This is a genomic window from Actinosynnema sp. NPDC023658, from assembly GCF_040639995.1.
Lineage (GTDB): Bacteria > Actinomycetota > Actinomycetes > Mycobacteriales > Pseudonocardiaceae > Actinosynnema.
On sequence record NZ_JBFAAX010000039.1, the window covers coordinates 14,154 to 28,336 of the forward strand.

General features: G+C 73.7%; 8 protein-coding genes. 4 read left to right on the forward strand and 4 right to left on the reverse strand.

The annotated features are described in order from the left end of the window. The first annotated feature begins 1,249 nt into the window (after positions 1 to 1,249). A complete protein-coding gene (locus tag AB0G02_RS08025) occupies positions 1,250 to 1,927 on the forward strand; it encodes a response regulator transcription factor (protein ID WP_360791083.1) in 678 nt (225 codons plus the stop codon). Further along, positions 1,924 to 3,642: an ATP-binding protein gene (locus AB0G02_RS08030; protein WP_360791086.1), complete on the forward strand. Its 1,719-nt coding sequence runs from the start codon at positions 1,924 to 1,926 to the stop codon at positions 3,640 to 3,642. Before AB0G02_RS08025 ends, AB0G02_RS08030 begins: the two co-directional genes overlap by 4 nt. Positions 3,643 to 3,665: 23 nt before the next feature. Here the strand turns inward: AB0G02_RS08030 and AB0G02_RS08035 are convergent, their stop codons facing one another. Both AB0G02_RS08035 and AB0G02_RS08040 read right to left on the reverse strand, forming a co-directional pair. Beyond that, on the reverse strand, positions 3,666 to 4,721 hold the full coding sequence (locus AB0G02_RS08035) for a potassium channel family protein (RefSeq protein ID WP_360791089.1): 1,056 nt from the start codon (positions 4,719 to 4,721) through the stop codon (positions 3,666 to 3,668). A gap of 8 nt (positions 4,722 to 4,729) precedes the next feature. Then, on the reverse strand, positions 4,730 to 6,142 hold the full coding sequence (locus AB0G02_RS08040; RefSeq protein WP_360791091.1) for a M20/M25/M40 family metallo-hydrolase: 1,413 nt from the start codon (positions 6,140 to 6,142) through the stop codon (positions 4,730 to 4,732). A gap of 58 nt (positions 6,143 to 6,200) precedes the next feature. On the opposite strand from AB0G02_RS08040, the gene AB0G02_RS08045 reads away from it, so the two are divergent. Further along, positions 6,201 to 6,581 (forward strand): hypothetical protein, encoded by a 381-nt coding sequence (locus AB0G02_RS08045; RefSeq protein ID WP_360791094.1) that lies wholly within the window; start codon positions 6,201 to 6,203, stop codon positions 6,579 to 6,581. A 79-nt stretch (positions 6,582 to 6,660) separates the two neighbouring features. Beyond that, complete coding sequence (locus AB0G02_RS08050; RefSeq protein WP_360791096.1) at positions 6,661 to 7,206, forward strand: hypothetical protein; 546 nt, start codon at positions 6,661 to 6,663, stop codon at positions 7,204 to 7,206. A 21-nt stretch (positions 7,207 to 7,227) separates the two neighbouring features. Here the strand turns inward: AB0G02_RS08050 and AB0G02_RS08055 are convergent, their stop codons facing one another. Both AB0G02_RS08055 and AB0G02_RS08060 read right to left on the reverse strand, forming a co-directional pair. Continuing rightward, complete coding sequence (locus tag AB0G02_RS08055; RefSeq protein ID WP_360791102.1) at positions 7,228 to 10,818, reverse strand: UvrD-helicase domain-containing protein; 3,591 nt, start codon at positions 10,816 to 10,818, stop codon at positions 7,228 to 7,230. Between the two features lie 78 nt (positions 10,819 to 10,896). Beyond that, the gene (locus AB0G02_RS08060; protein ID WP_360791099.1) at positions 10,897 to 14,070 is read right to left on the reverse strand and encodes an ATP-dependent DNA helicase; all 3,174 of its coding nucleotides are present in this window, start codon (positions 14,068 to 14,070) and stop codon (positions 10,897 to 10,899) included. Positions 14,071 to 14,183: the final 113 nt, after the last annotated feature.

The following is a 14,183-nucleotide window of genomic DNA, read 5'->3' on the forward strand; positions in this document are numbered from 1 at the left end:
AGTGCACGCCTGCCCGGTGCATGGTGTGGGTGCGCACATCCGGGCCGTGCGCAGTCGTGTGGATCAGGGTCGTCGACGGGGCGATCCACGAACGACGCTCCGATCGTCTCGTCCACGGAGCAACCGTCCAACACCGACTCGGTCCCGAACACCCCGCCACCGAACGACCTTCCGACGAACGTCCTTTCGACGAACACGATGGAGAACGGCCGCGCGCGCCGCCCTTCTCCCCCGGACGGCCGGCCTCTCCCTTCCGCGCCCTTGTCGGGCGAGGCCGGCCCACGACCAACAGCAAGGGAGCCGTGATCGACGCCTGCACCCTGCGGTGAGGTGAGCCGCGCCAACGCCTGAACCGGGTACGGGCGGTGGTGGGCCATCCCGGCCGGTTGGGCGGCGGTGGACGGTCCGGCCGCACGGGCGGCGGCAGCCAGACCGAGGGGACAGGCCGCGGTGGCCATCCCGACCCGAGGGGGTCGCGGCGGCCGGCTGGTGAGGGTGACCGGCCCGACCGGCGGGTGTCAGCGGCTCACCGAGCCAGCGCGCGTCGGCGGCTCACCTGGCTGGCGGGTGTCGGGCTCGCTGGGGCTGACGAGTGCCATCCACACCGGGTCGGAAGGTGTCACCGGCACGCTGGGTCGGCAGGTGTCGGGGACCGCTTGCCAGTCCGGCAGGTGTTGGTGGCTGGCTAGTCCGGCGGGTGTCGAGGGCTCGCCGGGCTGGTGGTGTCGGGTGTTGGTGGCCGCCGTGCCAGTAGGTGTCGGTGTCCCGCGGGAAATCGGCTGTCGGTGTCCGCAGGGCCGGCAGGTGTCGGTGGCCTGCCGGCGCTGACGGGTATCAGCGGCCCACTCGACCAGCGGTACCGGCGGCCCACTCGGCCAGCGGCGTCGGAGGCTCGCTCGGCCGGCGGTACCGGCGGCTCGCGGGGCTGGCGGGTGTCGGCGGCTCGCGGGGCTGGCGGGTGTCGGCGGGCTGGCGGGCTGGCGGGCTGGCGGGCTGGCGAGTGTGGGTGTCCCGCGGGTGTCGGCGGCTGGTTGGCGGCTTGGCCGGTGTCAGTGGTCGGGCGGTCGGGCGGTCGGGCGGTGGTCGGCGGTCGGGCGGTGGTCGGGCGGTGGTCGGCGGTCGGGCGGTGGTCGGGGTCGGCAGCGGTGGGCACTTGGTGTGGATGTCGGGGTTGGTGTCGGGGTCGAGGTGTGTTTCGGCTCGTCGTGGTCTCGCGGCCGTAACGGGCGTCGCGACGCAGAATGTGGAGGTGTCGACTGCTGCCAGGGTGCTGGTGATCGAGGACGCGGAGGCGATCGGCGTCGCGGTGGGTTCCGCCTTGCGGGATACGGGTTACCAGGTGCAGGTCCGGCCGGACGGTCGTGACCTGGAGGGCGACCTGGCCAGGTTCCGGCCGGACCTGGTGGTGCTCGACGTGATGCTGCCCGGCCGGGACGGCTTCGTGCTCCTGGAGGTCATCCGGCGGACGTGCGGGGCCGGGGTGGTGATGTTGACCGCCCGGGACGGGGTGTCCGACCGCCTGAGAGGTCTCGACCGGGGTGCGGACGACTACGTGGTGAAGCCGTTCGTGCTGGCCGAACTGGTCGCTCGGGTGAGCGCGGTGCTGCGGCGGCTCGGGCGGACGCCGTCGACCGTGCAGATCGGAGACCTGCTGGTGGACGCCGACTCGGCGGTGGTGCTGCGGGGCGACGCGCCGATCGAGTTGACCGCGACCGAACTCCGCCTGCTGCGGTACCTGGCCGTGCAGCGGGGGCGGGTGGTGGGCAAGACGCAGATCCTCACGGCGGTGTGGGGCTACGAGGACTACGACCCGAACCTGGTGGAGGTGCACGTCAGCGCCCTCCGCCGGAAGTTGGAGGAGCACGGCCCGAGGCTGCTGCACACCGTCCGCGGTCTCGGGTACGTGCTGCGGGCGGACGAGGCGTGAGCCTCCGGACCGTCTCGCTGCGTCGACGGGTCACGTTGTCCGTGATCGTCGTCCTCGGCGTCGTGCTGGTCGGGGTGGTGCTGGCGGTGGACGCGCTGTTCACGGCGCAGTCCGAGCGGGACGTCAACACCGCGCTGCTGGAGAGGGCGCGGGTCGCGCAGCAGCTGGTCAAGCAGCGGGTGCGCGGCGCGGACCTGGTGAACCGGGTGGAGGGTCGGGGCGTAGAGGTTCGGCTGGTCATGCCGGACGGGACGGTGCACGGCAACGCACCGGATGAGGAGGTGGCGAACGAAGTCAGTCGACGGTTGGCCGACGGCTCGCAGATCACCCTGTACGCCGAGTCGTCGGTGACCACGGTCGCGCAGGCCAGGCTGCGGCGGTTGTTGCTCCTGGTCGGGCTCGGTGCCCTGGCGGTGACGGCCGGGGCGATGGTGTGGGTGGTGCGGCGGGCGTTGGCACCGCTGGACGCGATGACCACGCTGGCCCGTTCGATCGCGCGGGGTGACCGGGGCTACCGGCTCAACCCGTCGCGAGCGGACAACGAACTCGGTCGGACGGCGGCCGCGTTCGACGACATGCTGGACTCGTTGGAGGGATCGGAGGAGCGGACGAAGCGGTTCGTGGCCGATGCGGCGCACGAGCTGAGGACACCCATCGCGGGCGTGCAGGCGGTTGCCGAAGCCTTGATGCAGACGGCCGATGCCGAGGAGCGGGAGCGGTTGAACCTGCTGCTGGTGCGGGAGTCGCGGCGGGCCGGGCGGCTGGTGGACGACCTGTTGGCGTTGGCGCGCATCGAGGCAGGTCTCGAACTGCACCGGGAGCGCGTGGACCTGCTCGCGTTGGCCGAGGCCGAGGTGGGGCGGACGCGGTTGCTCGCGCCGGACTTCGACATCGCCGCGGAGGGCGAGTCGGCGTTCGTCTCGGGTGATCCGCAGCGGTTGGCGCAGGTGTTGGCGAACCTGGCCGACAACGCCCGCCAGGCCACCGGGCCGTCCGGCCGGGCTCGGCTGCGGGTGTCGAGGGCGGGCAACTTCGCGCTGCTGGTGGTGTCCGACAACGGGCCGGGCGTGCCGCCGGAGGACAGGGAACGCATCTTCGACCGGCTCGTGCGGCTGGACGAGGCCCGGGACCAGCGGTCCGGCGGCTCGGGGCTGGGACTCCCGATCGCCCGCGGTGTGGTCCGCGCACACGGCGGTGAACTGTGGTGCCTCGACCCGGACCAGACCCACCGCGCAGGTCCACGCCCGGACCGTCCAGAGCCCACCACCAGTACTACAACCAGCACCGTCACCCGATCGACCACGGCCAGTTCGCCCGACGACACCGCACCTGGCGGCACCACGCCGGATGACGTCACAGCCGGCGACACCGCTCCGCCTGTCGCAAGCTCGCCCGACACCAGTCCATCCGGCATGAGCCCAACCGACGCCAGGCCGACCGACGCCAAGCCGACCGACACGGGGCCGACCGACACGGGGGAAGGCAGCACCAGCGCCGGTGACCCGTCGGGTGTGCCGACAGTGGACACGCCGACCGGCGCGGAGGCGGTGGGTTTCGGGGCGGTCGGCGCGGGCACCGCACCGTCCGGCGTGGGGGCTGAGGCTTCCCACGACGGCGGTGCGGGCCCGAGTCGGGCAGGTGGAGGTAGTGCGGGTGCAGGCGGAGCTGGTGCGGGTGGGGCTGCGTTTGTGGTTCGGATGCCGTTGGACGAGTGAATGGGTGGAGGGGGTGGTGGAGGTCAGGCTTCCTTCGGTGGGGTGACCTTCTTGACGTAGAGGAGTCGGTCGCCCGCTTCCACGGCGTCGGCTTCCGGGGCGTCCACCCGGTACAGGGTGCCGCCGCGCACCACGCCCAGGACGATGTCCGGCAGGTGGCGGGGTGAGCCGCCGATCTCGGACGGCTCGACGTCGCGTTCCGCGATCGCCAGACCGGCGTCCGGGGTCAGCAGGTCCTCCACCATGTCGACCACCGACGGGGTGGCGGTGGCCATGCCCAGCAGCCTGCCCGCCGTCTCGCTGGAGACCACCACCGAGTCCGCGCCGGACTGGCGGAGCAGGTGCTCGTTCTCCCGCTCCCGCACCGACGCGACGATCTGGGCCTCCGGCGCCAACTCGCGGGCGGTGAGGGTGACGAGGACGGAGGTGTCGTCGCGGTTCGCGGCGACGACGACGGCGCGGGCGCGGGTCACGCCGGCCACGCGCAGCACGTCGTTGCTCGTCCCGGACCCGTGGACGGTGACCAGGCCGATCGAGGACGCGGCGTCCAGGGCTTCCTGGGCGGTGTCGACCACGACGATCGAGCCCGGCTCCATCCCGTCGCCCAACAGGGCGCTGACGGCGGACCGGCCCTTCGTGCCGTACCCGACGACGACCACGTGGTCCCGCACCTTGGTCCTCCACTTCTGGATGCGCAGTGCCTGCCTCGAACGCTCGGTGAGCACTTCGAGGGTCGTACCGACCAGGACGATCAGGAACAGCACCCGCAAGGGGGTGATCACCAGGACGTTGACCAGCCGCGCCGAGGAGCTGACGGGGGTGATGTCACCGTATCCGGTGGTCGACAACGACACCGTCGCGTAGTACACGGCGTCCAGGAAGGACAGCCCGTCGTCGTTGACGTCGCGGTAGCCGTTGCGGTCCAGGTACACGATCAGGACCGCGGCCATCAGCGCGGTGAACGCGCCGATCACCCGCTTGAGGATCGCACGGACCGGGCTCTGCACCGTGTCCGGCATCCTGATCACACCGACGAGCGAGTGGCCCGGCCGGTTGGCCAGCGATTCGCCCGGGCTCATGCGGCGGATCATGACAACCTCTCCGGCAGTAGCCGCCACAGCCGGGCGGCGGCCTCGGCGCCGCGGAGCAGCAGTGGCACGACGACGCGCTCGTCGGGCGCGTGGATCCGATCATCCGGCAACGTCGCGCCCAGGTACACGACCGGCACGCCGAGCCGCTCGTGCAGCAGCGCCGCAGGCCCGGAGCCACCCGTCCGGCTGAACCTCACGGGCTGCTCGAACGCGGCCTCCACGGCGTCGCGCACCGCCGTCACGGCCGGGTGGGAGACGTCCACCGCGTAGGGGGGCGCACCGTCGCCGCGGGCGATCACCTCGGCCCGCAGTCCGGCGGGGGTGTGCCGGTCGACGAACTCGCGCAGCGCCTCCGCGACCTGCTCGGGGCGCTGGTCGGGCACGAGCCGGAACGACAGCTTGACCGACGCGCTCGCGGGCACGATCGTCTTCAGGCCCGGTCCGGTGTAGCCGCCGTGGATGCCGTTGACCTCGGCGGTGGGGCGCACCCAGACCCGTTCGAGCGTCGACCAACCCGGTTCGCCGGCCAGTCCCCGTGCACCGCCGGCGTTCGCGAGCCACTCCGCCTCGTCGAACGGCAACGCTGCGTAGTCGGCGCGTTCGGCTTCGGTGGGTTCGATCACATCGGCGTAGAAGTCGCGCAGCTGCACGCGTCCGTCGTCGTCGTGGAGGGCGGCCACGAGCCGGGCGATGGCGGTCGCCGGGTTCGGCACGCTGCCGCCGGACCGACCGGAGTGGACGTCGGACGTGCCGCCGGTGAACACGACCTCCGCCCCGTACACGCCGCGTTGGCCGGTGCAGATCGTCGGCGCGTCGCGCCCGTAGAGCGGCGTGTCGGTGAACACCACCAGGTCGCACGCGAGGTCGTCGCGGTGGTCGTCGAGCAGGCGGGTCAGGTGCGGCGAACCGGACTCCTCCTCGCCCTCCACGAACAGCTTCAACGTCACCGCGGGCGTGGTCGAGCCGGTGGCCGCGAGGTGCGCACGGACGCCGAGCAGGTGCATCGCGACCTGGCCCTTGTCGTCGCTGGCACCCCGTCCGAACAGCTCTTCCCCGACCAGGGTCGGCTCGAACGGCGGGGTGTGCCACTGCTCGACCGGGTCGACCGGCTGCACGTCGTGGTGGCCGTAGACCAGCACCGTCGGCGCGTTCGGGTCGGCGGCGGGGAGGCAGGCGTAGACGGCGGGCAGCGCCGGTCCTTCCTGCCAGACCCGCACGTCGGGCCAGCCGTCGCGGCGCAACGCGTCGGCGAGCCAGTGGGCGGAGGCGGCCACGTCGCCGTGGTGCGCCGGGTCGACGCCGATCGACGGGATGGTCAGCCACTCGCGCAGGCCGACCAGGAAGTCGTCGGCGAACGCGGCCACGGCCGACCGCTCGGGATGTTCGGGATTTTCAGGCTCACCGCTCACGGTGCGGGAGGATAACCCTGGGAACGCCGTGCGGCGGCCGGCATGACAGGGTGGTCCCATGGAACCCACTCGTTCCCGTTCCTGGTCGGCGCTCGCGCTGGCCGGGTTGCTCGGCGCCGCCGGTGTCACGCACTTCGCCAAGCCGAAGCCGTACGACGCCATCGTGCCGCGCGTGCTGCCGGGCAAGCCCCGGACCTGGACGTACCTGTCCGGGGTCGTGGAGGTGGGGTTGGCCGCGGCGGTCGCCGTGCCGCGCACGCGCGGTCTGGGCGGCAAGCTCGCGGCGGGGTTCTTCGCGGCGGTGTTCCCGGCCAACGTCCAAATGGCTTACGCCTACCGCACCAAATCGCCCAGGGCGAAGGCCATCGCCTACGGTCGGTTGCCGCTTCAGGTGCCGCTCATCATGTGGGCCTTGAGCGTAGGGCGCTCAACTCGCTGATGACTCTCCGCACTGGGTTCGACACCCAGCGCGCCCGAGGGTCTGTCATTGAAACCGAAACCAGTCCTAGGATGCCCGAGTGCAACCGCTCCTCCACCATGCCGCGTCGGCGCTGGGTTGGCGCGGCATCGTCGTCCCCGACGTCGCCGTGCTGGGTCACCAGGTGTCGGCCGTCGTGCGGGTCCGCGCCGACGTGCACGAGTGGCGCAGCGCGAACGGCTGGCCGCCGCAGGCCGACCCGTCCTGGTTCCGCTCGTGGGTCGAGCCGTCGACGCACGAGCGGCTGCCCGTGCCCGCGGTCGAGCTGGTCGGTGTCCTGGTGGGCGAGTCCACGGTCGACCGCGCGCTGCAGTCGTGCGGGACGTTGATGACGCTCGCGCCGTGCGCGGTGGTGCTGCCCGCGCCGCAGGGTGACCAGTCGTGGCCGTTGATGGAGCTGGACTACTACGGCATCGGCGTGGTGTCGGTGGACGTGGCGGGCGTGGCCGAGCTGCTGGTGCCGCCGGAGGACCGGTCGATCGAGTTCGGGCCGTCGCTGTTCGGGCGCTGGCTGCTGGAGGTGCTCTACGACCGGGTGTTGCGGGACGTGTCCGCCGACACCCGGGCGACCACCTACCCGGCGTGAACGCCTGGTTCCGGTGACCGGCTAGTTCGGGATCGAGCGGACCAGCTCGCGCAGGCCGTCGGCGTCCAGCAGGTCGGCGGGGCGCAGCGTGTGGTCCTGGCGGACGTAGTGGAACGCCGCCCGCACCTTCTCCACCGGCGTGCCGGTCAACGACGCCCACGCCAGCCGGTAGGCGGCGAGCTGCACGGACAGCGCGGGCAGGCGGTCCTCGTCCGGGACGGCGCCGGTCTTCCAGTCGACCACGGTCCAGCCGCCGTCGTCGTCGGTGAACACGGCGTCCATCCGGCCGCGCACGGACAGGCCGTCGACCTCCGCCTCGAACGGCACCTCGACGTCGTGCGGGACGCGGTCGGCCCAGTCGCTGGCCAGGAACGCCTCCTGGAGGCGGGTGAGGTCGGAGTCCGGCGCCGCGCCGTCGTCGGCCGCGCCGGGCAGCTCGTCGAGGTCGAACAGGCGGCTCGCGCCGAACCGCTGTTCCAGCCAGGTGTGGAACGCCGTGCCGCGGCGGGCCAGCGGGTTGGGCGGGAACGGCAGCGGGCGGCGCAATCGGCGGGCCAGGGAGTCGGGGTCGGCCGCGAGCTCGACCAGCTGGCTGACCGAGAGGTGGTCGGGCAGGACGACGCGTTCCCGGCGGTTGCCCGCGGCGGCGCGTTCGGCCAGGAGCACGTCGACGTCCCGCGACCAGCCCTCCGGGTCTTCCTCGTCGACGAAGTCGGACTCGGCGGGCACGGGAGCGGCCTCGGACTGTGACTCGGTCGCGCTGTCGGCGGGTTCGGTGTCGGCGGGTTCGGTGTCGACGGGTTCGGTGTCCGGGGGCTCGAAGTCCGGCTCCGGGAGATCCGGGGGTTCCGAGGGCTCGACGAACGCGAGCGGTGGACCGGGGTGTGGTTCGTCACCCAGGCCGTCCTCGGTGTGCGCCTCGCGCGGGTCCTGGTCCGGGGGTTCCAGGTCGTGCGGGTCGGGAGGCAGGTCGTCCTCGTCCGGTGGCTCCGGGGGGAGGTCGGCGGCCGGGGAAGCGGCAGAGGAGGGAGCAGGGGTGGGGGGTGCGGTCAGGTGGCGTTCGAGGGCGGCCAGGACCAGGGCGGCTCCCTCGGCCACGGCGGCACGGCGCTTGCCCAGCGGGTCGGCGGGCCACTGGGCGGTCTTGGTCTGGGACGCGAGGGGGTTCGGGTCGTCCTCGGCGGGTCGGGGGGCCCAGTGGGCGATGTCGGCCGGCGGGTGGTCGGCGGCCAGCACGGACTCGCGGATCTCGGTCAGGAACGCCGAGGGCCCCTTGGGCTTGTCCCCCGTCTCGCCCCACCAGTGCCCGGACACCAGCAGGCTGTGCTCGGACCTGGTCAGGGCGACGTAGAGCAGCCGGCGCTCCTCCACGAGCCGGCGGGCGTCGAAGTCGTCCTCGTGCCGGACCAGCGCCTCCTCGACCTCCTTGCGGTTCGCGTCGGGCGCGATGCGCAGCTTCGGCAGGTCTTCGGCATCGCCACGCAGGTCGGCGGGCAGCTCGGCCACCGAGCGCAGCCAGCTGGACGACTTCTTCCGGCCCGGGAACACGTCCTTCACCACGTGCGGCACGGCGACGATGTGCCACTCCAGGCCCTTCGCGGAGTGCATGGTCAGCACCTGCACCCGGTTCTCGGCCACCTCCACCTCGCCGGGTTCGAGGCCGTCCTCGGCCTGCTCGGCGGTGTAGAGGTAGTCCAGCAGGGCGGGCAGGGTGGCCGACGGGCTGGCGGCGGCGAAGTCGTTGACCACGTCGGCGAACGCGTCCAGGTGCGCCCGGCCCACGCCGCCCGGCCGGGCCATGGCCTCGATGTCCAGCAGCAACGTCCGCTCGACGTCCGCGACCAGCTCGGGCAGCGGCTGTTCCAGGCGTCGGCGCAACGACGACAGCTCCGCGCCCAGCCGCCGGATCCGCCGGTACCCCTCGGCGGAGTACGCGGTCGGGTCGCCCGGGTCGTCCAACGCGTCGGCCAGGCCGGCCTGCTCGGCGTGCTCGCCGGGCAGGGCGTCGGCCAGCACGGCCAGCGGGTCGTCCGCCACGGCCTGCCGGTTCGGCGCACCCGCCAGGTCGCGCGCCCGCGCCCACAGCGCGGCCAGGTCGTACGCGGCGACCCGCCAGCGCGACCCGGTGAGCAGCCGGGCGGCGGCGGTGCCCGCCAGGGGGTCGACCAGGACGCGCAGCGCGCTGGTCAGGTCCCGCACCTCCGGCTCGTCGAGCAGGCCGCCCAGGCCGACGACCTCGACCGGCAGGCCGCGGTCCCGCAGCGCCGCCGCGATGTTCGCCATGTCCGAGCGGCGGCGCACCAGCACCGCCGCGGTCGGCGGCTCGTCGCTGGTGTCCAGGTGCTGTTCCCACTGCGCGGCGACGGTGTCGGCCAGCCAGTCCAGCTCCTGCCGCACGTCGTCGAACAACGCCACCCGCACGTCGCCCGGTCCGGCGCCGTCGCGGGCACGCAGCTCGTCCACGTCCAGGCCCATGGCGCGCAGCGGCGCGGACACGGCGTTGGCCAGCGCCAGCACCTCGGGCGGGTTGCGGAAGCTCGTGAGCAGCCCGTACTTCTTCGCGGGCGGGAAGTCGTGCACGAACCGGGGCAGGTTCGCCGCGGACGCGCCGCGCCAGCCGTAGATCGCCTGCGCCGGGTCGCCCACCGACGTGACGGGCATCGGCTCGCCCCGCCCGAACAACGACCGCAGCAGCACGCGTTGGGCGTGGCCGGTGTCCTGGTACTCGTCCAGCAGCACGGCCCCGTAGCGCTCGCGTTCGCCGCGCACGACCTCCGGGTGCTCGGAGGCCAGCCGGGCGGCCAGGGACATCTGGTCGGCGAAGTCCATCGCCGCTTCCCGCCGCTTCCGCGCCTGGTAGGCCTCCAGCAGCGGCAGCAGGTTGACGCGCAGGCGCTGGGCGTTGACCACGGCCTTCAGCGACTCGGGCAGGCCGTCGCGCTGGCGCGCGGTCCTGGGCGCGTTCTCGACGACCTGGCACAGCCACTCGGCGTGCTCGCGCAGGGCGGTGGGCTCGACCAGGTGCTCGCCCAGCTCACCGGCCAGCGCGAGCAGGTAGCCGGTGACGGTGGCGGGCACCTTGTCGGTGTCGATGTCCTCGGCCCACGTCGACACCACGCGGTGCGCGAGCTGCCACGCCGCGGTCTCGGTGAGCAGCCGCACGCCCGGTTCGACGGGCAGCCGCAGGCCGTGTTCACCGACGAGCCTGCCCGCGTAGGCGTGGTAGGTCAGGATCACCGGTTCGGTGGTCAGCACGGCGGCACGGCGTTCGCCGCTGGGGTCGAGGCGGTCCAGCAGGGACGACCCGCCGAGCCGGCGCAGCCGCAGCCGGACCCGGTCGGACAGCTGGCGGGCGGCCTTGCGGGTGAACGTGAGGCCGAGGACCCGGTCGGGGGTGACGAAGCCGTTGGCGACCAGGTACACCACGCGGGCGGCCATCGTCTCGGTCTTGCCGGCGCCGGCCCCGGCGACGACGAGCGCGGGCGCGGTGGGCGCGGCGACGACGGCGGCCTGCTCGGGCGTCGGCTTGGGCAGGCCCAGCGCTTCGGCGACCTCGAACGGGCTGGCGAGCGCCACCGGCTCACCCGTCACCCGTTGGACCCCGCTCGGCACGACCACGTCCCGCATTCTCCGTGGTCGGGTCGCGGCGGCTCCGGCGACCCGCGGGGCGGGGGCGTAATCGCTGGTCGGCTACTGGCTGACCTGGCGTCCGGACGAGTGCACCGGGCAGGTGGTGCGGGCCGGGCAGCGGTCGCAATCGGGGTTCTCGGCCGCCCGGTAGCTCGGTCCGACGCTCGACCCGGCGGCCAGCTGCACGGCCTCCAGCCACACCCGCACGCCCTGCTCGTCGAGCGGCGCCTGCTCCCGCTCGACGGCCCCGGTCTTCTTGTCCTCCTTGGCCACGTACAGCAGCCGCGCGCCGCCGGGGTCGGTGCCCAGGCCCAGGTGCGTGAAGCCGCCCAGCGCCGACGCCAGCTGGTAGACCGCGAGCTGCGGGTGCTGCTGCGCGTCGTTCCTGCTCACGGGGGTCTTGCCGGTCTTGACGTCCACCACGACCGGCCGGCCGTCGCGGTCGGTCTCCAGCCGGTCGACCCGGCCGCGCACCCGCAGGAACGGCCCGCCCTCCTGCTTGGGCACCTCGACCGAGATCTCCTCCTCGACGGCGACCTGGGTGAGCTGGGAGCGGCTGGACGCCAGCCACTCCAGGAACGTGTCGAGCATCCGCTCCACCCGGATCCGCTCGCGCCGGGAGAACCAGGGTGCGCCCGCGTCCACCGCGGCCCACGCCTCGTCCAGCCTGACCCGCAGCTCCTTCTCGTCCGCGCCGGTCGCGGCGGCCTGCGCCAACGCGTGCACGAGGGTGCCGGTGATCGACGCCAGCTCGGCCGGGTCCTGCCCGCCGTGCCGTTCCACGACCCAGCGCAGCGGGCACCTCGCCAGCGTCTCCACGGTGGACGGCGACACGCTCACCGTGTGCTCCTCGGTCCACAGCGGATCGTCGGTGGTGACATCCGCCAGGCCGTACCAGGAGTCCGGGTGCGCGCCGGGAACGCCCTCCGCCGCCAGCCGGGCCAGCTGGACGGCCGCCCGTTCCCGCCGTTCGGCCGGCTCGTCGTCCGAGCACACGACCCGCCGCAGCTCACCGACCAGCTCGGCCAGCACCAGCCCGCGCTCGGGGGTGAACGTGGGCCGCTCCGGTTCGCCGGTGGACAGCTCCTCGATCTCGTCCAGGAACCGCGACGGCTGCTCGTCCTCGCCGCGGACCGCGCTGACCAGCAGCGTCCGCTGCGCCCGGCTGGCCGCGACGAGCAGCAGCCGCCGCTCCTCGGCCAGGATCGGCGCGATCGCGGACACCGTTTCCGCCGACACGCCCGCCACCACGTCGACCATCCGCTCGACGCCCAGCAGTGACCCGCGCAGCCGCAGGTCGGGCCAGCTGCCCTCCTGCACGCCCGGCACCGCCACGACCGTCCACTCACGACCGGCGGCGGCGTGCGCGGTCAGCACCGACACCGCCTCACCGACCGGCGCGGACGCCGCCAGCGTGTCGCCCACGATCTCCTGCGCGGCCAGGTAGTCCGCGAAGCCCTCGGCGCCCGAGCCGGGCAGCCGGTCGACGTACTTCGCCGCCGACTCGAACAGCGCCACGATCGCGTCGAGGTCCCGGTCGGCTTGCATGCCGGACGTGCCGTGCCGCGCGGACTGCGCCGCCCACCGCAGCTCCAGCCCCGTCGTCTGCCACAGCTCCCACAGCACCTGCTCGACGGTCAGCCCGTCGGAGATCCCCTTGCGCGCCTTGCGCAGCAGCCCGGCGATCCGGCGGGCCGGCTGCGCCTCGGCGTCCTCCAACGCGGCCAGCCGGTCGTCGGACTCGATCACCTCGACCAGCAGCTCGCCGCTCGGCCGGTCACGGCCCGCGGCCAGCTCCAGCCGGCGCAGGCCGCGCCGCAACCGCCGCAGCGCCAACGGGTCCGCACCGCCCAGGGGCGAGGACAGCAGCATCGCCGCGGTGTCCTCGTCCAGGCTGCCCGGCACGGCCGCGCATCGCAGCAGCGCCAGGAACGGCACCACCGCGGGTTGCCGGGCCAGCGGCAGCTCGTCGCGCGGCACCGCCACCGGCACGCCCGCCGCGAGCAGCGCCCGTTGCAGCACCGGCAGCGCCAGGACCGCCGACCTCGCCACCACCGCCATCCGCGACCACGGCACCTCGTCGATCAGGTGCGCCCGGCGCAGCTGGTCGGCCACCCAGCTCGCCTCCTGCGCGGCGGACGCGAACAGCCGCACCCGCACGGCGCCCGTGCCGTCCGCCGGCGTCACCTCGCGGGTCGGTGACGCGCCGGGCAGCCTGGCCGCGAGCCGGCCGACCGCCGCCCTGATCTCCGGCGTCATCCGGTAGCCCCGCCGCAGCACCACGGCCGGTCCGTCCGCCTCGGACAGCAGCGTCGGGTCCGCGCCGCGGAACGAGAACACCGCCTGGTCCGGGTCGCCGGCCAGGACGAACTCCTGCGCCGCCTCACCGAGCACGCGGATGAACGCGTGCTGCAAGGGGTCGAGGTGCTGCGCGTCGTCCACCAGCAGGTGCCGCACCCGTCGCCGTTCGGCCGCCAGGAGGTCCGGGTCGGTCTCGAACGCCAGCAGCGCGCTGCCGACCAGCTCCGCCGCGTCGAACGACGGCGCGTGCCCCTGACCGCTGCTGGCCAGCAGGTTGACCTGCTCGTACTGGGTGGCGAACAGCCCGGCCGCCACCCACTCCTCGCGGGAGTGCTTGCGGCCCAGCTCGGTCAGGTCCTCCGGGGCGAGGCCGCGTTCGGTGGCGCGCAGCATCAGGTCGCGCAGCTCGTGCGCGAAGCCCGGCAGCGTCAACGCGGGCCGCAGCCGTTCCGGCCACTTCCGCGCGCCCATGCTCACGTCACCGGCCAGCAGTTCTCGCACCACCGCGTCCTGCTCCGGACCGGACAGCAGGCGCGGCGCGGGCTCCCCAGCCCGGACGGCCTGCGCCCGCAGCACCGCGAACGCGTACGAGTGGACGGTCCGGACCAGCGGCTCCTGGGTGGTCGGCAGCGCGCCGGCCGCCCCGGCCCCGGTCAGCAGGCGGGTGATGTGGGCGCGCATCGCCTCCGCGGCGCGACGGTTCGCGGTGAGCACCAACACGTTCTCGGGGTGCGCGCCGCCTTCGAGCACCCGGTTCGCGACGACCTCGGCCAGCAGCGTGGTCTTGCCCGTGCCGGGACCGCCGAGCACCCGCAACGGCCCGCCGACGTGCTCGAACACGGCGCGGGCGGGTGCGTCCCAGTCGCGCCGGGGCTCTTCCTGCCGCACCCGGCGCACCAGCAACGGGGCCCTGTTCGCAACCACGGGAGGCATCGAACCACGAACTGTGTTGGATTGCCGCTGCTCTGTTTAATGGCCGCTGCTCCGCAGACGGCGGCGAGGTCGCCGGGAAGTCGTCCGTTCGCGCCCTGATTCACGGCGATCCC

Excerpts from the sequence above, each read along its gene's own strand:
- AB0G02_RS08035 (WP_360791089.1), bottom strand. The coding sequence starts at position 4,721 with ATGAGCCCGGGCGAATCGCTGGCCAACCGGCCGGGCCACTCGCTCGTC.
- AB0G02_RS08045 (WP_360791094.1), top strand. The coding sequence starts at position 6,201 with ATGGAACCCACTCGTTCCCGTTCCTGGTCGGCGCTCGCGCTGGCCGGG.
- AB0G02_RS08060 (WP_360791099.1), bottom strand. The coding sequence starts at position 14,070 with ATGCCTCCCGTGGTTGCGAACAGGGCCCCGTTGCTGGTGCGCCGGGTG.